This window comes from Pseudomonas sp. 3B-A001-10F, assembly GCF_056313565.1.
The window spans coordinates 14,145-34,138 of the sequence record NZ_JBQYFW010000009.1 but is presented as its reverse complement, the minus strand read 5'-3'; the positions used below and the strand labels follow the sequence as shown (position 1 = coordinate 34,138).

The window sequence follows — 19,994 nt, the reverse complement described above, 5'->3', positions numbered from 1 at the left end:
GGACTCAGCTCAATATGGAGATGGTCCCAAGGTATTTCAAGGCGCGTGGCAGATTGTCGCAATCAAGACTGTCCAGCCAGTGTATATCTTCCCAGCTGCGCAGCCAGGTGAACTGGCGTTTGGCCAATTGGCGCGTGGCGATGATGCCGCGCTCCTGCATTTCGGCCAACGTCAGCTTGCCATCCAGGTAGTCCCAGACTTGGCGGTAGCCTACCGCACGTATAGACGGCAACCCCGAATGCAGGTCACTTCTTTTACGCAGGGCTACGACCTCGTCGAGGAACCCCTGTTCCAACATATTTGTGAATCTTTGTTTAATGCGCTCGTGCAATACCTGACGATTCGCCGGGGCAATGGCCAAGTTCGCGACAGTATAGGGCAATTGTTGCAGTCCCGAAGCGGCTGCTTCAGTACTTTGCGCAGATTGTTGCTGACGCAGCTCGGTCATGCTCTGACCGCTGACTCGATAAACTTCCAGCGCGCGACTCAAGCGCTGCGGATCGTTCGGGTGAATGCGCGCCGCTGACACCGGGTCAATGCTCGCCAATTGATCGTGCAAGGCTTGCCAACCGAGGCGTGCAGCCTCTTCTTCGATCTGCGCGCGAACATCGGCATCGGCCGCTGGCATATCCGCCAGACCTTCGACCAAAGCCTTGTAATAGAGCATCGTACCGCCGACCAGCAGCGGAATTTTTCCGCGCGCGGTGATCTCGGCCATGGCTTGCAGGGCATCGCGACGGAAATCCGCAGCCGAATAAGCCTCAGCCGGGTCGAGAATATCGATCAAGCGGTGCGGATATTCGGCCAGCAGTTCTTTCGAAGGCTTGGCCGTGCCAATGTCCATGCCGCGATAGACCAGCGCTGAATCGACACTGATCAACTCGCACGGCAGCACCTTGGTCAGCTCGATGGCTAGATCGGTCTTGCCCGCAGCGGTCGGGCCCATCAGGAAAATCGCTGGAGGAAGCTGGCTCATCAACGACCGCGCAGAAACAGTTTGTCCAGATCGTCCAGGCCCAATTGGGTCCAAGTCGGTCGGCCATGGTTGCATTGACCGCTGCGCTCGGTGTTTTCCATGTCACGCAGCAGGCCGTTCATTTCCGGCAGGGCCAGGCGCCGATTGGCACGGATCGCGCCGTGGCAGGCCATGGTGCCGAGCAATTCGTTGAGGTGTGCCTGAATCCGGTCGCTGGTGCCGTACTCCATCAAGTCCGACAGGACATCGCCGACCAGACGGTTGGCTTCGGCCTGTTTCAACAACGCCGGGATTTGGCGGATCGCCAGGGTTTCCGGGCCCAGACGCTGCAGCTCGAACCCCAGACGCTGGAACCATGCCGCGTGCTCTTCAGCGCAATCGGCCTCGCGCTGGCTAACGGCCAAGGATTCCGGCACCAATAACGGCTGACCGCTCAGACCCTCGCTGGCCATGGCGATTTTCAGGCGTTCGTACATGATCCGCTCGTGAGCAGCGTGCATGTCCACCAGCACCAGCCCTTGGGCGTTTTCGGAAAGAATGTAGATACCTTTCAATTGCGCCAAGGCATATCCGAGCGGAGGAATATCCTCCTGACCGGCCGGCAATGCGTTGGCATTAGCCTCAGGCAGCGGCGCGAAAAACTCGCGATACGCAGCCTGAGCCTCGGCAGCCGGCGGTACCGCTGATTGTGGGCGTGGCGTGTATTGATACTGGTAAGCCCCGCCAGCGCTGGCACCGGACGAGGTATTGAACGCCGGCTGCGCCTGCGGTTGCTCCAGCAGCGCATTGGCCGCAAGACGCATTTCGCCCTGCGGGCCGAACTCACCGGCATCGAGGCCCGTTGGCCGCACGACAGCTGTGGTCACGGAACCGGCAAGCTGATCTTCCGGACGCACGTCGCCCAAAGCACGGTGCAACGTGCCATAAAGGAAGTCATGCACCATGCGCCCGTCACGGAAGCGCACTTCGTGTTTGGTCGGGTGCACGTTGACGTCGACTGCCGCCGGATCGACTTCAAAAAACAGCGCAAACGTCGGGTGACGGCCGTTGAACAGCACGTCGCGATAGGCCTGACGCACGGCGTGAGCCACAAGTTTGTCGCGCACCGCCCGGCCATTCACAAAGAAATACTGCAGATCCGCCTGACTGCGGTTAAAGGTCGGCAAACCAACCCAGCCCCACAGGTGCAAGCCGTTGCGCTCAATCTCGATCGGCAGCGCCTGCTCGAGGAAACCCGAACCGCAGATCGCCGCCACACGCCGGGCACGGGCCGCGTCATCGTGGGCTTCGTGCAGGCTGAGAATGGTCTTGCCGTTATGCCGCAGATGGAAAGCCACGTCGAAACGCGCCAACGCCAGACGCTTGATCACTTCTTGCAGGTGATCGAACTCGGTTTTTTCGGTCTTGAGGAATTTGCGTCGCGCCGGGGTGTTGAAGAACAGGTCGCGAACTTCCACGGAAGTGCCGACCGGATGCGCTGCCGGTTGCACCCGAGGTGCCATGTCGCGGCCTTCGGTTTCGACTTGCCACGCTTGATCGGCATCGCGAGTACGCGAGGTCAGCGTCAGGCGCGCCACGGAGCTGATCGAGGCCAGCGCCTCACCCCGGAAACCGAGGCTCATCACCTGCTCAAGGTCTTCCAGGTTGCGAATCTTGCTGGTGGCGTGACGGGCCAGGGCCAGCGGCAGGTCATCGGCAGAGATGCCGCTGCCATCGTCACGCACCCGCAGCAACTTGACCCCGCCCTGCTCGACATCGACATCAATACGCTTGGCGCCAGAATCGAGGCTGTTTTCCAGCAGTTCCTTGATCACCGAGGCCGGACGTTCAACCACCTCACCGGCGGCGATCTGGTTCGCCAGCCGTGGGCTGAGCAGTTCGATACGGGCAGCAGCGTTCAGCACTTCGTTCATTCTTTGGACGCCAGTTCGGTGCCAGGAATGGTCAAGTGCTGACCGACTTTCAACTCATCGCTTTTCAGGTTGTTGGCAGCGCGCAGCGTGGCCGGCGACACCTGATAGCGCACGCCGATCATCGCCAGCGTTTCACCCGGACCGACGCGATGATCGCGCGGGCCTTGAGCGATCTTGCCGGAATCACGCAGCCAGGCGATGTAAGTGCCCGGTGGCGGGTTCTGCTGGAAGAACTGGCGCACGCCGCTGCTGATCGAGCGGGCCAATGCTTGCTGGTGGCTCGATGCCGAGAGTTTGTTCGCTTCGTTGGCGTTGGAGATAAACCCGGTTTCAACCAGAATCGACGGGATGTCCGGCGACTTCAACACCATGAACCCGGCCTGTTCCACACGCTGTTTGTGCAGCGGCGTGACGCGGCCGATGTTGGTCAGGACTTTCTGGCCGACGTTGAGGCTGGAAGTCAGCGAAGCGGTCATCGACAGGTCGAGCAATACGCCGGCGAGCATGCGGTCCTTGTCGTCGAGGCTGACGTTGCCGGCACCACCGATCAAGTCGGAACGGTTTTCGCTGTCGGCCAGCCAACGCGCGGTCTCGGAAGTTGCGCCGCGATCAGACAGGGCAAACACCGAAGCGCCGAAAGCGGCGGCAGATGGCGCCGCATCGGCGTGGATCGACACGAACAGGTCGGCGCCCTTCTTGCGGGCAATCTCGGTACGACCGCGCAACGGGATGAAGTAGTCGCCGGTACGGGTCAATTCGGCACGGAAGCCTTTCATGCCGTTGACCTGACGCTGCAGTTCGCGAGCGATCTGCAGCACTACGTCTTTCTCACGCTGACCGCGCGAACCGGATGCGCCCGGGTCTTCGCCACCGTGGCCGGCGTCGATCACCACAATAATGTCGCGCTTGCCGGCCGGGGCTGGCGGCAACTTGATTGCCGGTTCGGTCGGGGTTACCGGCACCGCTGGCACAGTCGCGACCTGCGGCGTCGGCGCAGGCGGCGGTGCGGCGTCGGCCGGGTTATCGAACAGGTCGACCACCAGGCGGTTGCCGTACTGCGCGTTCGGCGCCAGCGAGAAGCTTTTCGGGGTGACGGCTTTTTTCAGGTCGATGACCACGCGCAGATCAGTCGGCGTACGCTGGGCCGAGCGCATTGCGGTGATCGGCGTGTTTGCGGTCTGCACATTCAGCGGTGCACCGAGGGTGGCACCGTTGATGTCGATCACCAGACGATCCGGCGCGGTCAGGGTAAACACGCTGTGCTGCACCGGACCGCTCAGGTCGAAGACCAGTCGCGTGTTGTCCGGCGCCCGCCACAGGCGCACGCTGTTGACCTTTGAATCGGCCACAGCGTTGACGGTTACTGCCATCAACAACAGTCCAGCGGCAGCCACCAACGCGCGAAAGCGCATACCTAACCCCATCATTTAATTGGATTCCAATGCCAAAGCGGCACACCAGGCCTCGCCACGCGAGCCCTGGGATAAAATTTTCAGCGAACGCCCGCTGTCTTGCGGGCTAATGGTAATGGTCAGGTCAGGCTTTGGCAAAAAGCCTGCACCTTTATCGGGCCATTCGATCAGGCACAGGGCATCGTCTTCGAAGTAGTCGCGGATGCCGAGAAACTCCAGCTCTTCCGGATCGACCAGGCGATACAGGTCAAAGTGGAAGGCGCGTATGTCACCGATCTCGTAGGGTTCGACCAAGGTGAAGGTCGGACTTTTTACCGCGCCGACATGGCCCAAGCCGCGAATGATGCCCCGAGACAGGGTGGTTTTGCCCATGCCCAGGTTGCCTTCGAGAAAAATCAGGCCATGGCCCTGGGTCACGCGGGCGATCCGTGCGCCAAAGTCGCTCATGGCCTGTTCATCGGCCAGGTACAGGGTTACTTCAGACACGGTGCTTGCTCCTCCAACAACTGACGAATGGCTGGAATCAGATCACTGGCCGCCAGCCCACGGCCGAATTTTCCTTGTTGCTGACCGGCATTGGCGTGCAGCCAGACCGCCAGACACGCCGCATCAAAACCGGCCATGCCCTGCGCCAGCAGCGCACCGGTCAACCCGGCCAGTACGTCGCCGAGGCCAGCAGTGGCCATGGCCGGATGACCTTGGTGACAAAGCGCCAAACGGCCATCGGGATGCGCAATCAGGCTGCCTGCGCCTTTCAACACCACCACTGCTGTATATTTTTTGCTCAGCGCCAACGCTGCTGCCGGACGATCCGCCTGCACGTCGGCGGTGCTGATGCCCAGCAAACGCGCTGCTTCGCCCGGATGCGGGGTGATCACGCAATCCTTGGGCAATTGAACGAAATCACTCGCCAGCAAGTTCAGTGCGTCGGCATCCCACACTTGCGGCAATGCCGCGTTGGCCGCCGCCGACAGTAATGCGCGGCCCCAACTGGCCTGGCCGAGGCCAGGACCGACGACCAGCGTCGAGACTTTTTCCAGCAAACCCATCAACTGATTGGCCGATGAGGTGCCAAGAACCATAGCTTCCGGCACACGGGTCAGGGCTGCTGGCACATGCTCGGGACGGGTCGCCAGCGAAACCATGCCCGCGCCGCTGCGCAACGCCGTTTCGGTACTGAGCAGGATCGCCCCGCCAAATCCGTGATCGCCACCGATCAGCAGCACATGGCCAAAACGCCCCTTGTGCGACGCCGGCGCGCGCGGCGCCAATCGAGGAAGATTAGCGGCATTGAGTCGCTGGGCGCGGACAGGAATGTCACGGTAAGTTTCCGCTGGCGCCTGCAAATCGTTGAACAGCAGCGCGCCGACATGATCCGCCGCGTCACCGGTGAAAAGCCCAAGCTTCAGACCAATAAAGGTCACCGTGAGATCGGCACAGACCGCGACACCCAGCGCTCGCCCAGTGTCGGCACACAATCCGGAAGGGATATCGACCGCAGCAACCGGCAAACCACTGACGTTGATCGCATTGATCGCGGCGGCATACGGCTCACGCACGTCGCCGCTCAGGCCGGTGCCGAGCAGGGCATCGAGGATGACCCCGCGCAACTCGCTGTGAGCGCTCCAGCCCTGAATCGCCACACCGTGCGTCGAGGCCTCGGCATGGGCTGACGCCGCGTCGCCCTGCAATTGCCGGGGATCACCGACCGCCAACACCCGCACGAGCAACCCGGCTCGCTGGGCCATGGCCGCAACCAGATAACCGTCTCCCGCATTGTTGCCATGCCCGGCCAGCACCGTCAGTTCAGTCGCTGAAGGCCACTGTCGCACCAATGCGCGCCACGTCGCATGGGCCGCGCGCTGCATCAATTCGAAGCCCGGCGTACCGGCGGCAATCAGCCGTGCATCGAGTTCGCGCACCTGTGCGGCGCCATACAGCGCGTCGGGTAATTCATCTTTCGTGTGCGGCATGCGTATTCAGGCTCCGATGTCTGGCAGAATTATACGCACCTCAGCTCCGGTTTCTCTCGCCTCATGTCCGCCATCACCACAGACCTGCCCGCCCTCGCCCAATCGATCAAGGATTGGGGCCGCGAGCTGGGCTTCCAGCAAGTCGGCATCAGCGGCCTGGATCTGGCCGAGCATGAGCAGCACCTCGCGCGCTGGCTCGAGGCCGGTTACCACGGCGAAATGGACTACATGGGCGCCCATGGCAGCAAACGCTCGCACCCCGAAGAACTGGTGCCGGGCACGTTGCGCGTGGTCTCGCTGCGCATGGACTACCTGCCCGGCGACACACAAATGGCGCAAATGCTCGCGCAACCGGAAAAAGCCTACGTGTCGCGTTATGCCTTGGGCCGCGATTACCACAAATTGATCCGTAAACGTGTGCAGCAATTGGCCGACAAGATTCAAGCGCAGATCGGCCCGTTCGGTTTCCGCGCGTTTGTCGACAGCGCCCCGGTGCTGGAAAAAGCCATCGCCGAACAGGCCGGACTGGGCTGGATCGGCAAAAACACTCTGGTGCTGAATCGCAAGGCCGGCAGTTATTTCTTCCTGAGCGAACTGTTCGTCGATCTGCCGTTGCCGGTGGACGAACCGCACAGCAGCGAACACTGCGGCCGCTGCACCGCGTGCCTCGACATTTGCCCGACCAATGCTTTCGTGGGTCCCTACGTGCTGGACGCGCGGCGCTGCATTTCCTATCTGACCATCGAACTGAAAAGCGCCATTCCCGAGGATTTGCGATCGTTGATCGGCAATCGCGTGTTCGGCTGTGATGACTGTCAGATTTGCTGCCCGTGGAACCGTTTCGCCAAGCCTTCCGGGGAAAGCGATTTCAAGCCGCGGCACAACCTCGATAACGCCGAGTTGGCCGAGTTGTTTTTGTGGGATGAGGAGAAGTTCTTGAGCAGCACTGAAGGTTCGCCGTTGCGGCGTGCCGGGTATGAGCGCTGGTTGCGGAATCTGGCGGTCGGTCTGGGCAATGCGCCTTCAACGATTCCGGTGCTGGAAGCGTTGAAGGCGCGACGGGATTATCCGTCAGAGCTGGTCAGGGAGCATGTGGAGTGGGCACTGGAACGGCACTCCAGACCTTCAACCCCGTAAACGGCAGGCAAAGTACTCAGGCTGCTCATATGCGCGCTGCCTTCATACTTTTGGCCGCACTCATAATTGTGTTGGTCTGTCCGTCGTCCCAATGGCCGCCCGCCTGCAGGACTTTGCAAACTCTCGTATTACTGTCCTCTAGAAGGTAAATACGTTCCCCACGTCCTCCATGGCTCGAAAAAAAGACATGCGATACTTTTCTTCCATTGCCCGCGGGTCCGAATTCCTCGTACTTCATGGCGAGACCCACCGCTGCTTGCCTGGGGGACTTATTGCTTTCCACGCCTTTGTAGAATGCTTCAGCCATATCCTTCCTGGCGTCAGTCGAGATTTTGTTTTCCTTGGCCCTGACCAATTGCCAAGGTTCATCCGGCACTGTTTCCACGGGTGCCTTGGCTTTTTTGGCCGCAGCCTTAGCGCCTTTTCCACCCTTCTTTAAATATTGCCCCGCTTTGCCTGCCCCCTTGCCACTGAGCCCTTGGCTAAAGGCTGAAGCCATCTTCCTGCCCGCATTCACTGCAGCTTTTGCACCCGCTGCCATACCTGCACCCAGCGAAGCCAGCCCAAGACCAAAACTGATCCAGCCCAATATCTCGCCTGCTTGAGAACCCGGTGCCAGCTCATTGGCCAGCTCGCTGGCGATACCCGCCAAACCTGAAGCAACCGCCAGCCCCAATGCCGCCACTGCCCATGGCGTCGCCGCGCCCATCGTCAGTACGCTGGCCACAACCCCGAGAATACTGAGTCCGATACCCAGGATCGTTTGCCAGGATATATGTCCGGTAGGGTCAACACGATTGACAGGGTCGCCCAGGCAATAACTGTAGGCATTCAATCCGCCCGCGCCGAACGGACTCATGCTGTCGGGGGCGAGAAAACGCATCAGTGTCGGACTATAGGCTCTGTAACCGTTACCCAGCAGATACAACCCGGTCACCGGATCCAGTTGCTCGCCGTTGAACCCTGCCAGGCTGAACAATCCACCTTCGGCAGGGCGATGCCCGTAAGGGCTGTAGGCGCAATCGGTGAGCTGTTCCTTGCCCAGCGTTGCCAGCACACTTTGCTGCTGATCGGTACCAAACAGCTGCGCGCCGGCGTTCGAACCGAGCTGCTGTTGCCCCACAAGCGCTCCACCGTGACGCACAACACTGGACGAATTTTCACCACTCACCTCATTGGCGACCCGGCCCGCATGGTAGTAACGCTGCGTAATCACCTTGTCGGGTTGCGACAGTTCGACCAGATCGTCGAAGCCGTCGTAATGGTAGCCACGAATGACTGATCCCCCTGCGCTGGACAACTGCTCAAGACGTCCGAATGCGTCATAGGCCAGGGTTCGCGCCTGGTCGTCCTTGATCATCCTGCCGTTGGCGTCGTATTCCAGTGTCACTGCCGGTGGATAGTCGGCATGGGAATGTCTGACTGCACTGAGCTGTACAGGATCAGGATTGTCATAACTGAAGGTGGTCAGATTCATGCCCAGCGGGAACTTCGTCTGCACGGTCAGAATGTTATCCAGCGCATCGAAGGTGAACGTCTGCTGGACAATTTCCTTGCCATACGGATCGCGGGGCTTTTGGGTGCCAGCACAGTCGTACTGGATCAGTCGCCCGCGCACATCGTAGGTGAATTGTTCGTCGCGCAATAGTTGCGTGCCGCGCCTGGAGACTTTCTGCGCCAGTTTGCCGGCAAGCGTGTAAGTCGATTCCAGCGTCTGGTCGGGCTGGCCCTGAATCTCGAACGTACGGCGGGTTTCACGACCGATATCGTCATAGGCAAACCGGGTGATCATCTGCCGCTTGATCGACGTTTCTTCGGTTTTCGTCCAGTCCAGCATCCCCGTCTGGATGGCGTAGTGGAATTCGGTTTTCAACGAACCCTGAGAGGTGGATAGCAGGCGGCCGTGCTTATCGTATTCGGATCTGCTTTCGGCTCCGAGTACATCGACATGGGTGATCGGTCGTCCCTGCAGGGACCAGGTACTGGACGTTGATTTTGTGATAGCGCCGAAGGTCGTCGTTTCGGATTTGAGGCGTCCGGAAGGGTAATAGGTGAAGCTGCGCTCCCTGCCGTTTTCGGTACAGGCCAAGGGATTGCCACTGGCGGGGTCGTAAGTCAGAGTCGTGAGCAATGCACCTGACTTGCGCTCCGTCAGTAAACCGCCCAGATCGCGCAAATAAGTGAATTCGGTTTTTTTGCCATCAGCACTCTTGTACCACTGCGGCTGAGTGAAGCCCGCTTCATAACCCGCCTCGGACTTTCGTCCGCCTACGGTACTGTGTATCAAACGATCCAAACCATCATAAGTTTGCTGCCCCAACACCGTGTCGCCGACCTTGATGCCGATCGGTAGCCCGGCATCGCTATGTTCGGCGTAGTCGGTCACTACCGCACTCGCATCAGGCAGGACACTGCGGATTATCCGGTCAAAAACGTCGTATTCATATCGAGTGATATTGCCGACAGGATCTGTCTCGCTGGTTGTGCGCCCTAACCCGTCATAGGTGTAAACGATTTTGCCGAGACTCTTGTTCTTCAGATTGAAGCTCTCGACACTGAGCGGTTTACCGAAATCATTGATGAGGGTGAGTGTCTTGCCCATCCCCTGGAGCCAATGGGTTTGCTGGCGAAGGACAGGATCCGTCTCGCTGTGTTCGATACGCCCATCGGCATGCAGCGTCTTGTTGACCTGACCCCAGGAATCGAATTCGTAGCGGGTGCTGAGCGGATAGGGCTTGCCATCACGCCAATCGGTCAGCGTCACTTTCACCTTGTGACCGACCGAATCATGCAGGGCGGAATAAAGCATGCGAGTCGGGATGAGTCCGTCCTTGTCGGGATGGTCGCAGTCCTTTTCCTGAACGGTGATCACACGTTCGAGACCGTCATAGGTCACTCGTTGCTCGCCTCCGGCGTGATCGGTGGTCACCATTGTGGCCGGCTGCTGTTTGCTGGCGGCCAGATAGACCCACCGGGTAGCAGCCGCATAAGGTGTGCCGGCCGCAACCGTTTTGCACACTGCCCGGCCGATTGCGTCGTATTCATGTTCGATGTGCTCGCCATCGACACCGACCTCCGACATCGGTAATCCGGTCAGTGTCGAAAGCACCTTCTCACTGCTCTGCAACGCGCCGTCAAATCCCCGTGTGCTGGACTTGACCCGCAACCGGTCACCCGCAAGTTCATAGGAAAACTCGGTAGAGGTTTTTTTATCATTGAGAATGATACTTTGCTGCTGTGTGGCCCCGTGTTTGAGCGGGTCCTTGGGCGTATTCAGGTAGCTGCGCTCGGTTTTCGAGCGCAAGACCTCAACACCTTCCACAACTTCGTAAAAACGCTCCTCAACCGGTAACATAAATGCCAGTTCCGTACCTTCCAGTGCGGCATGTAGCGCATAGTCGTAATACGTGACAGTCGAAGCACCATCCGCCGCGGCAGCGGTGACCGTCCTCTTTTTCGCGAACCTGGAGAAACCCAGCGGATCCTCCGGGCAATTATCTCCACCACTTGCCGGATAAAACTCCGTCTCAGTCGTCACCCCACTTGGCTCGACGTGCTTGAGCAAGTTGCCTTCGTGATCGAATTCGGTGGTTGTGGTTTCCACACGCTGCTGTCGGGTGCGCCGATCAAGGTGAGTCACTGTCTGGACCTTCGGCATGCGGAACTGAGCCACCTGCTCATTGAAGGGTTTGATGACGGAACAGTGATACTCCGTGGCGGTGGCGATCTGGGCGTCGCCACAGGTTGTAACCTCAGCCACCAACAGATGGAACTTGTTGTAGGTGCGTTTAATACGGGTATGTACTCTGCCGCTTACCAACAACTGTTCGTCCGAGGTGTAGACATAATCGCCGGGCGCCAGATAAAGAGGATCCAGGTCATTGTCCGTGGCCGGGAGAAGGCCTTGCCCAAGGAAGTTGCGGTCGGAGTAAGTGTATGTCTTGCAGAGTCTGGGCTGGCCGCGCCCAGGGTAGGTATCGTGAGCGATAACAAACGGCAGTGTTCGTTCCACACCACTTTCGAAGCCATGACCCTGCCGCTTGTATCGAATGATCTCGACGCCGCGTAATGGATTGACGACGCGGTGCAAATAGCTGGCGTCATCAATCACTTCATATTCCAACTCCCAACCTTTACCGACCGGAAGCTCGATTGCCGTTACCCGACTGTTTTTCAAGATCAACCTGGAGTCGGACCCGGACGAGGTGTCGGGATATCGGGTCAACGTTACCTGACCTGCACTGCGTGTGATTTTCAGCAGGCATCGTTTGCTGTCACGGACTTCGCTCAACCTGGGAAACTGGTTGAACAACTCGTGCTTCAAAGCGATGCTCACACCGTTCGCCGCGATTATTTTTTCTGCTACAGCGACCTGAGTGCCAGCCAGGACCTTGAGCAGTTCACGTCGACCATCCTTGTAGCGAACTTCATAGCGCCCTGCTCCGGTCACCAGCACCTTTGCCGTTTGCAACTTCATTTCCTTGAACTTCAGACCGGTGGACGTTTCTACAGCCTTGTAGCGCTCACCGTTGGACAGCGTCATGACTTTGCTGCGCAAGTCGTAATTGGTCAGGGTCAAAGACCAACCAATGCCAAAACCAAAGTCCGTCTGATTAAGCGGATTGAAGCTCAGTGAAAGTGCGAACTCAGGGCCGTTAAGATCCGACGAGTGCAACTTTCCCAACGAAAAGGCGCACGTGTACATACCCGTACGAGGATCAACACCTCCGGAAACAAACTCACCGAAATTGAAAGCGCTTGAATGAACAGCGGAAGATGAATTACTTTCCATAGAAAAAATCTCCTTTATTCCAGATGCAGATGGGCCGATCAAGTTGGTCAGCGAACATTCGCTGACCCTATAAATAAAGTCAGGAAAATTGTTTTGTTGACCGTTTCGATTCACTCAGAATAAAAGTTCGTTTTTCTTTATCGCCATCAATACCAAGCCAATGTTCGGTACCAAACTCATCAATTACTGCGAGTTCAAACGCACCTTCGTTTGCCGGCTTTTCCTGCGTCTGGAGAGTCGTGCGCTGCACAAGAGTCAGCACCCCAGGCACATCGTTAATCCGAAAAGTGATAAACCCGAGAGGAGTATTGACCGAGGCCGATCGCCCATAGATCGGCGCCAGGTAACCATAAAAACTTCTGCCGCCGCCACTGTAGTGATTTATCGTACCTGACGAATAGACCATTACCGCATCTTCAGCATCATAAGGATTAAGCGCTATGTCGTTGCTGTACCAGTCGAGCAGGTTAATCTGACGACCGTCAGCGTGCAGCCCGAGATGAAAGTATTGAATTCGCTCCTCGTATACTCGCTCAATGAACGCGCCATACTTATGAAGAGAAAAACTGCTCTGACCGTATTTTTTCGGCGGGATCGCCTCCAGCGTAACACTGCTATCGAAACCAATTCCGTTACTTCGCAATATCACGCCATCCATGGAAATTTCGGCAGCCACCTCCATGACCCCAGGTCGGGAAGCCGAAACCCAGAATTGAAAAATCTGTACCGGATCAGACTCGTCACTTATCCGATTGTGCGTGGCACGTGGAACTTCGGTAACTCGCGGCGCACCACCCGACATTTCGTGAGCATAACGATTTTCCTGCTGCGATACGCTCCAGTCTCCCTCCAGAGGCCGCGCGCCGTTATAGGCGATCAACCGCAGTGATTGCAGGGCGGGATGCCCATACAGAGATGCGCCATCGCCATTGTTATCGATCCCGTGCAGAAGCACCAAAACACGCACCTGCATGCGCCCGTTGGCATAAAGCACTTTATGCTGGCCCGACCTTGTGGCATCGAGTTTAACTTCGATACGGGAAATACCAATTTGCTCATCAAACATTTATCAATACCTTGCTGATTAATACACTTCGCCCTCTAAGGACTCAGCAAACTATTGACAATCGATTTAAATAAGAACAGCCGCGACATTCGACAAATTATGAGAAAGTAATATTTCAACATCAACCCCAACAACTCTCACAAATGCTAATACATTCAACAATCGCAGACCACATCAAGCAAACTTCAACCACACTCCGCCTGCCCCTTTGATTTCAGCACTCAACAATCTGCCCCCCTCCTGATCTCAACTGCACAGAATCAAAAGAGGAGCCAACGGGCAGTTTATTCTTGTCAGGTTATGTTAGAAAAACAAAGGAGCGGTTACTTCCACCAATATTCAGTCACTGTCTGAGCCTGTCGAGAATCCGCTTTCCGAGGACTCGCTATCGGAGTCAGATTCGAAAACCACCTCCTCCGTCTGGATTTCCACCTTCCGATCCATACTGGAGTTTTCAAGATACTGACTAATCCGTTGCCTTGACGCGTCACTCAGCGGATTATTCAATAAACCAATGAATAGATTCTGCGTATCGGGAATCTCGAACAATTCATATCCCACGTCAGAAATATTATTATCATGCAATGCCGCGACCCCCAGCTTCCTGAGCGAATCTATGCCTGAAGGAACGCTGGAAAGATGTGCGTTGCTCAGCATCAATCCGGTTAAACCGGCCATGTAGCCTACATGCGGAGCAACTGTCAGAGGATTGTTTGCCAGATTCAATCGGGTCAGCGTTTCGATTCTGGACAATCCTTCAGCTGTGACCTCGGATAGTTTTAGCGAACACCCGTCCAGCGTAAGCTCGCTTAACTGGCGCATTTGAAATATTCCTGACGGGAATCCCTCCATTTTTATGCCAACGACTCCCAAATATTGAATATTCGGAAAGCTGTCGAGAAACGCACCTATCCGTGCACCCGGTTCATTTGCGGTCAATAGCAACTCTGCTACATATTCAAATCGGGCGGACAACCTTGGTAACTCACCCGAAAAATCAACATAGTGAGAAAAATAATAATCCCCCTCGCCCCATCTCGAAACCGACTTGCGCTGCCAGATATCTTGCAGCTTTGCGCTGAACTTCTCGCGAGCCTGGCGTCGTTCGGCAAGCGTCGACGCGCCCTCTGGTTCCGACGTCCGCGTATGAGGTGATGCCCCTTCGGCAGTCCATATCGCCAATTCATTACGCAATGTCGCAAATTCTTTTTCCAGGCGCAGCAATACGCCGGAGGGATCACTCTTCAAGCGCTCTGTGATAAATGCCGTCACCTCCTCATCTGGAAGATGCGGATAAAGATCACGCACACGGTCGGCAACGGACCTGGTCGATGTCGGGTTGTTGTCGCCGCCGCCACGCAACTGCCCCGTTTGCCGGTGTTGTGCAGTGGCAGGATCAACGGTGACCGCAGGCCGCGCCATCCCCAACAACTCACTCACGGTTTGGCGTGATGGCAACGGCTGCGCACGGACCCACTGTTGCAACGCCGCACCACCACCTTCTGTCACACCCAGCAACTGACGATGCCCGGGCGACAACAGAAACCAGATGGTTGAATACAGGTCCTTCGATTTCCGAGGTGATTGGGCGTCGCTGCTCTGGAGGACATAGCCATCATCCTGACGAATCAGTATGTGACGAAACGGTGATCGGGCATCGCCGATAGCGCTCAGGACATGCCCGTCCATCGTCCCTTGGCGAATCTCGACACGCGTCTGCCGCGGCCAATTCGCCAGATTTCCGAGCATATGCAGCACTAACCGATCACTGTCCGGGTTGGCTACGGCCTCTAAGTGAATGCCTTCCACGGCCCTTGCCAGGCGAATCTCTCGCAGCGCCACCAGTGCCTCTTTCGCCACTCGCTGAGGCATGCCTGGCCGGTTGTGCATATGTAAACGTTCGGCAGCGCTCATATTGCGCCATATCGCCTGCGCAGCGGTTTTCGGTAGATGTGGAAACACCCGGCGCATCCGTAAAGTGTTTTCATCGCAATCGGATTCGAAGGCATCTTCCAGATTCTTGAACCGCCTAAATCGCTCAGGGGCGGCCCCGCGTCCCTGCGCCTGAATCGTCTGATCAAGTTCGAATCGCCTGATGGTGTCCTCCAGTAAAAAAGGCGCAGGGCGATCGTTCATGAGCACATCGCGCAGCACTGGTTCATTGACCCCGCTCACTGCCAGCACACGTGCAACCATGGCGGCGGAAAATTGCGCCACGGAACGGCCCATCCGCCGAAAAAGTTCTGCGGTTTGTACTGAGATTGAGTCAGTGAAGGGGGTGACATCGCTGTCCAGCGGCCCCCAGAACCGGCCTTCGTTGTCCGGCTTCAATAGCGGGCCGGAGGGCTCGAGTTCACTGGCCAGCGTGGCGCGAAACAGCCCGCTCTCAGCGTCCAGCACCACTTGCACGACATGGTCATCGGCCACGGCCACGTACTGGCGCTGCTTCACAAGCCTGATGCCTTGCGCATCGGCTTCACCGAAGATTTTGGGTGCGGGTATCCAGTAATCTGCCAGTGAGTACTCCGCGACACGCATCGCGAACTCATCGATCGCAGATGACCTCGGGTTCACGCTCACTCTGATCGCTGGCGTCACTGCGATCGAGTCAGGCCCGAAGGAAACGGCCAGCGTTTCGAGGTGATGGGGTATAGACAGGTGCGGCATTGCTGAAGAGCCGGGCGGTGGCCGATGAGTACCGTCTACGCTGAATTCGGGGATTTTGATTGGGGCAGGTACAGGTTTGACCTTTGGCGGTTTGCCAGTCATGGCTGCTCATCCTTGAGATATGGCTGCGTTGGCCCCGCATTACAGAAGGGGCCAACACTCGATATAAGCAAAAGCACTTTGAATGCAATTACCTGATAATTGAACACCACAGCTTATCGGTAGTTACCATGCCAAAAAGCATATATATCTACTACATCCACTGGCATTGCATCAGCGAAGGTGAGTCTTAGCCTCGTTCCAGATATAAATTTCGCTCGTAAAAGTTTACGCGAATCGCCAGCCTATGCTCCGTACCGTGTTCATCAATGGCAAGAAAGTGAAGCTTGTTTCCGTACTTGGAACCTTTACCGGCTTCCGAGTATTCGGACAGGGCTTGCACGACGGTTAGCTCTCCATCGCTCTGAATCTTCACATCATAATGCTCTCGACCCCATGTATGGGCGTCAGGAAAAAAGGTGTATACAAAAGGATCTCCGTTAGCCGGCAAGATCACAGTCACACTTTGTTTTTCAGGGCGAACAAGAATGACCTCCATATAATTGGTTTTTATTTCATTAAGTCTGTTACCCCCCGCAAACTTATGGTCAACGCCTTCTCCTACTCCGTCTACAACCCAATCGACCAGCTTGATCTGCTGCCCTCGCGGATAGAGCCCAAGACGATGGCTCCAGATTCGATTGCCGGGCAATTCATCGCCGCGCCGGGTTTGATACCAGCGAAATTCTTCGATGGAGTACGCCGATGGAGGTTGTGCTTCGATGGTTACACTACTGTCATGAACACTGGAGAGTGTCGTTCCATTACTGAGAATCCTCTCACCGTTCAGCGACAGGCGCGCACCAATCTGGGTCGTCCCGGCGCTCGATGAGGATACCCAAAACGTGCGGACCTGAGGATGGACGCTGTCATTTTCCGGATCGTTGTCGGGAGCGTCTCCGGCGGAGGTTGAAGGTCGCGCCTCAATCGTAAACCGCCCTTGATCGGTGCTTGCGGCCCAGCCGTCGCGCAACGTTTTGCCAGTGCTGTAATGAATCAGTTCGATGCTTTCCATTACATCTGCAGGCACGTGCATGGCATTGCCGTTGGCGTCTATCCCGGAAACCAAAACTTGTACTTTCACCTGCATCCGGCCATTACCAAACAGCGACTTGGTGCGAGTATTGTCGCTCGCATCAAACTTGACCTTCATAATGGCAAGGCCTGCGAGTATGGGCGCAGTGGTTTGCTGATCGTGTGTAGCATCCATGCTTTCACTCATGATGTGTTCCTTCGAAGAGTAATATTTAAATGTCGACATCGAAAATATGCCAACAAAAAAATTACAGACCTTTCAAATAAACAGCAAAGCGAAAAATGTAAGAAACATACGCTTGCAAACCTCTAGTGGCTTACAGACTTTTATCTGGCAAACAACTATTTTCCGGCGACAACCATCAAGGCTCGTCGTTATAAACAAACTTGGGCATTTCCCAATGAAAACGGATGGCCAGCAGACGTAACAAGAACCCGCCGAACAGCGTAATCAAAATGGCTTGTTCACCGGGCACATTCAGATAAAGACACAGCATGTAGCACCACGCTGCAGCGAAGGAGACGCTCGCATACAGTTCGCGGCGAAAGATCAGCGGAATGTCGTTGCAGAAAATATCGCGCAAGATGCCACCAAACACCCCCGTGATCACGCCGCTGACCGACGCCACCAGCATGCCGTGGCCCATTTCCAGTGCGGTCATGCAGCCAATCAAGGTGAACGCCACCAGACCGACGGCGTCGAGCACCAGGAACAGCGAACGCAAGTGGCGCATCCAGCGCGCGGTGAACACGGTGAACATTGCCGCTACCGAAGTCAGCACCAGGTATTCCGGGTGTTTTACCCAGGTCAGCGGATAATGCCCGAGCAGCACATCGCGCACCGAGCCACCGCCCAAGGCTGTTACGCAGGCGATCAGTACCACGCCAAACCAGTCCATGCCGCGCCGCCCGGCAGACAGGGCGCCAGTCATGGCTTCAGCGGTGATGGCGATCAGATAGAGCATCAGCAACATGGTGGCGATCCAGGCAGGAAGGCGCGCAGTCTAGCCATTTCAGTGCGGCACCAAAAGGGGGCAATCGCAATGCCCGCCCCCATCGCCAGGCATCAGAACTTGATGAAATGCTTGCGGTAGTGCTGCAACTCGGCGATCGACTCACGGATATCGTCCAGCGCGAGGTGGGTGCTGCCCTTCTTGAAGCTGTCGCGCACGTCCGGTGCCCAGCGCGCGGCCAGTTCCTTGAGCGTGGAGACGTCGAGGTTGCGATAGTGGAAATAGCTTTCCAGCGCTTTCATGTGGGTATAAAGGAAGCGGCGATCCTGACAGATGCTGTTGCCACAGATCGGCGACTTGCCCTTCGGTACCCATTTTTCCAGGAAGGCGATGGTTTCAGCTTCGGCTTCGGCCATGCTGATTCGGCTGTCACGCACGCGCTGGGTCAGGCCGGAGTTGCCGTGGGTGCGGGTGTTCCACTCGTCCATACGCGCGAGCACTTCGTCACTGTGGTGGATAGCGATCACCGGGCCTTCGGCCAAGGTGTTCAGATCACTGTCGGTGACGATGGTGGCCATCTCGATGATGACGTCGTTTTCCGGATCCAGACCGGTCATTTCCAGGTCGATCCAGATCAGGTTCTGCGGGTTTTGCATATGTCGGCTCCTAGGCAATGCTGCGCAGTTTAGCCTAGGCCGGTGGCCGGGCGTGCTAAACTCGCGGCCGTTTTACCTAATCGCTGCATTCTTCAGACGGAACACCCATGGCCAAACGCCAACTCAATCGTCGTCAAAACTGGCGCATCGAAAAGATTCAAGGCGAGCGCGCTGCACGCGCCGCCAAACGCGAGTCCTCGGCTGTCGAAGCCCTTGAGGGCGGCGACCTGGGCCCGGAACAGACCGGCCTGGTGATTGCCCACTTCGGTGTACAGGTCGAGGTCGAGGCCGTTGACGGTGATCAGGCCGGCCAGGTGTTCCGCTGCCACTTGCGCGCCAACCTGCCTGCGCTGGTAACCGGCGACACAGTCGTCTGGCGTGCCGGCAATCAGGGCATCGGGGTGATTGTTGCGCAACTGCCGCGCACCACCGAACTGTGCCGCCCGGACAGCCGTGGCCAGCTCAAACCGGTAGCCGCCAACGTCGACATGATCGTCATCGTCTTCGCGCCGCTGCCCGAGCCGCATGCCAACCTGATCGACCGCTATCTGGTTGCCGCCGAACACGCTGGCATCCGGCCGCTGCTGCTGTTGAACAAATTCGACTTGATCGACGAGCAGAACGCCCCAGCACTGAATGCGCTGCTGGCGGTGTACCGCACACTCGGTTATCCGGTGCTGGAAGTGTCGGCGCACCACGGCAACGGCATGGAACAACTGCAACAGCAGCTCGACGGCCGCATCAGCGTGTTCGTCGGCCAGTCCGGTGTCGGCAAGTCATCGCTGGTCAACAGCTTGCTGCCTGAAGTGGAAACCCGTGTCGGGCCGTTGTCCGAGTTGTCCGGTCAGGGTACGCACACGACGACTACTGCGCGCCTGTTCCACTTCCCTGGCGGCGGTGAGTTGATCGACTCCCCGGGTATCCGCGAATTCGGCTTGGGTCACGTCAGCCGCGCCGATGTTGAAGCCGGTTTCATCGAGTTCAATGACCTACTCGGCACCTGCCGCTTTCGCGACTGCAAACACGACCGCGAACCCGGTTGTGCACTGCTCAAGGCGCTGGAAGATGGCCGCGTGCAGCAGCAGCGGATGAACAGCTACCGCTCGATCATCGCCAGCCTGCCGGAAAACGGCTACTAAACATCTGCACCGGCAGTACCTCGCCCGAGGGCTGCCGGATGTCGGACTGCGCCTGACAAACCCTCGATTCCGTTAAACGCCAGACTTTTCTTACAGGCCCGCACACGCCTGCCTGCAGGACATTTCTCTTTCACCGCCCAACCCTTGTAGGCAAGCTCCAGATGCCTAGATTGGGG

Annotated in this window: 13 protein-coding genes; 2 read left to right on the top strand and 11 right to left on the bottom strand. The window is 57.3% G+C overall.

Annotation, left to right across the window (positions count from 1 at the left end; all coding sequences use genetic code 11):
• Positions 1-4 precede the first annotated feature (4 nt).
• From miaA to AC0ZWN_RS11130, 5 genes are read right to left on the bottom strand one after another with little or no spacing between them, the layout of a single operon-like run.
• Positions 5-976 (bottom strand): tRNA (adenosine(37)-N6)-dimethylallyltransferase MiaA, encoded by a 972-nt coding sequence (gene miaA, locus AC0ZWN_RS11150; RefSeq protein WP_093430180.1) that lies wholly within the window; start codon positions 974-976, stop codon positions 5-7.
• Positions 976-2,877 carry a DNA mismatch repair endonuclease MutL gene (mutL, locus tag AC0ZWN_RS11145; protein ID WP_175559558.1) on the bottom strand — a complete coding sequence of 634 codons (1,902 nt, stop codon included), beginning with the start codon at positions 2,875-2,877 and terminating at the stop codon, positions 976-978. Before mutL ends, miaA begins: the two co-directional genes overlap by 1 nt.
• 8 nt (positions 2,878-2,885) lie before the next feature.
• Positions 2,886-4,259 (bottom strand): N-acetylmuramoyl-L-alanine amidase, encoded by a 1,374-nt coding sequence (locus AC0ZWN_RS11140; protein ID WP_371748301.1) that lies wholly within the window; start codon positions 4,257-4,259, stop codon positions 2,886-2,888.
• 57 nt (positions 4,260-4,316) lie between these two features.
• Positions 4,317-4,787 (bottom strand): tRNA (adenosine(37)-N6)-threonylcarbamoyltransferase complex ATPase subunit type 1 TsaE, encoded by a 471-nt coding sequence (gene tsaE / locus AC0ZWN_RS11135; RefSeq protein ID WP_016985707.1) that lies wholly within the window; start codon positions 4,785-4,787, stop codon positions 4,317-4,319.
• Positions 4,775-6,274 (bottom strand): NAD(P)H-hydrate dehydratase, encoded by a 1,500-nt coding sequence (locus tag AC0ZWN_RS11130; RefSeq protein ID WP_476335053.1) that lies wholly within the window; start codon positions 6,272-6,274, stop codon positions 4,775-4,777. Before AC0ZWN_RS11130 ends, tsaE begins: the two co-directional genes overlap by 13 nt.
• A gap of 63 nt (positions 6,275-6,337) precedes the next feature.
• On the opposite strand from AC0ZWN_RS11130, the gene queG reads away from it, so the two are divergent.
• A complete protein-coding gene (queG, locus tag AC0ZWN_RS11125; protein WP_476335051.1) occupies positions 6,338-7,411 on the top strand; it encodes a tRNA epoxyqueuosine(34) reductase QueG in 1,074 nt (357 codons plus the stop codon).
• A 25-nt stretch (positions 7,412-7,436) separates the two neighbouring features.
• Here the strand turns inward: queG and AC0ZWN_RS11120 are convergent, their stop codons facing one another.
• The 6 genes from AC0ZWN_RS11120 to orn form a co-directional block, all read right to left on the bottom strand.
• Positions 7,437-12,203 carry an RHS repeat domain-containing protein gene (locus AC0ZWN_RS11120; RefSeq protein ID WP_476335050.1) on the bottom strand — a complete coding sequence of 1,589 codons (4,767 nt, stop codon included), beginning with the start codon at positions 12,201-12,203 and terminating at the stop codon, positions 7,437-7,439.
• A gap of 79 nt (positions 12,204-12,282) precedes the next feature.
• Entirely contained in the window at positions 12,283-13,269 is a 987-nt protein-coding gene (locus AC0ZWN_RS11115; protein WP_476335048.1) for a hypothetical protein, read from the bottom strand.
• A 339-nt stretch (positions 13,270-13,608) separates the two neighbouring features.
• Positions 13,609-16,038, bottom strand: a complete 2,430-nt coding sequence (locus AC0ZWN_RS11110) for a leucine-rich repeat domain-containing protein (RefSeq protein WP_476335046.1) — start codon at positions 16,036-16,038, stop codon at positions 13,609-13,611.
• Positions 16,039-16,225: 187 nt separating this feature from the next.
• Positions 16,226-17,257 (bottom strand): hypothetical protein, encoded by a 1,032-nt coding sequence (locus AC0ZWN_RS11105; RefSeq protein ID WP_257356900.1) that lies wholly within the window; start codon positions 17,255-17,257, stop codon positions 16,226-16,228.
• Between the two features lie 175 nt (positions 17,258-17,432).
• Positions 17,433-18,044: a trimeric intracellular cation channel family protein gene (locus AC0ZWN_RS11100; protein ID WP_093430171.1), complete on the bottom strand. Its 612-nt coding sequence runs from the start codon at positions 18,042-18,044 to the stop codon at positions 17,433-17,435.
• A 92-nt stretch (positions 18,045-18,136) separates the two neighbouring features.
• Complete coding sequence (orn, locus tag AC0ZWN_RS11095) at positions 18,137-18,679, bottom strand: oligoribonuclease (RefSeq protein ID WP_003221098.1); 543 nt, start codon at positions 18,677-18,679, stop codon at positions 18,137-18,139.
• 107 nt (positions 18,680-18,786) lie between these two features.
• On the opposite strand from orn, the gene rsgA reads away from it, so the two are divergent.
• Positions 18,787-19,818: a small ribosomal subunit biogenesis GTPase RsgA gene (gene rsgA / locus AC0ZWN_RS11090; RefSeq protein WP_016985702.1), complete on the top strand. Its 1,032-nt coding sequence runs from the start codon at positions 18,787-18,789 to the stop codon at positions 19,816-19,818.
• Positions 19,819-19,994: the final 176 nt, after the last annotated feature.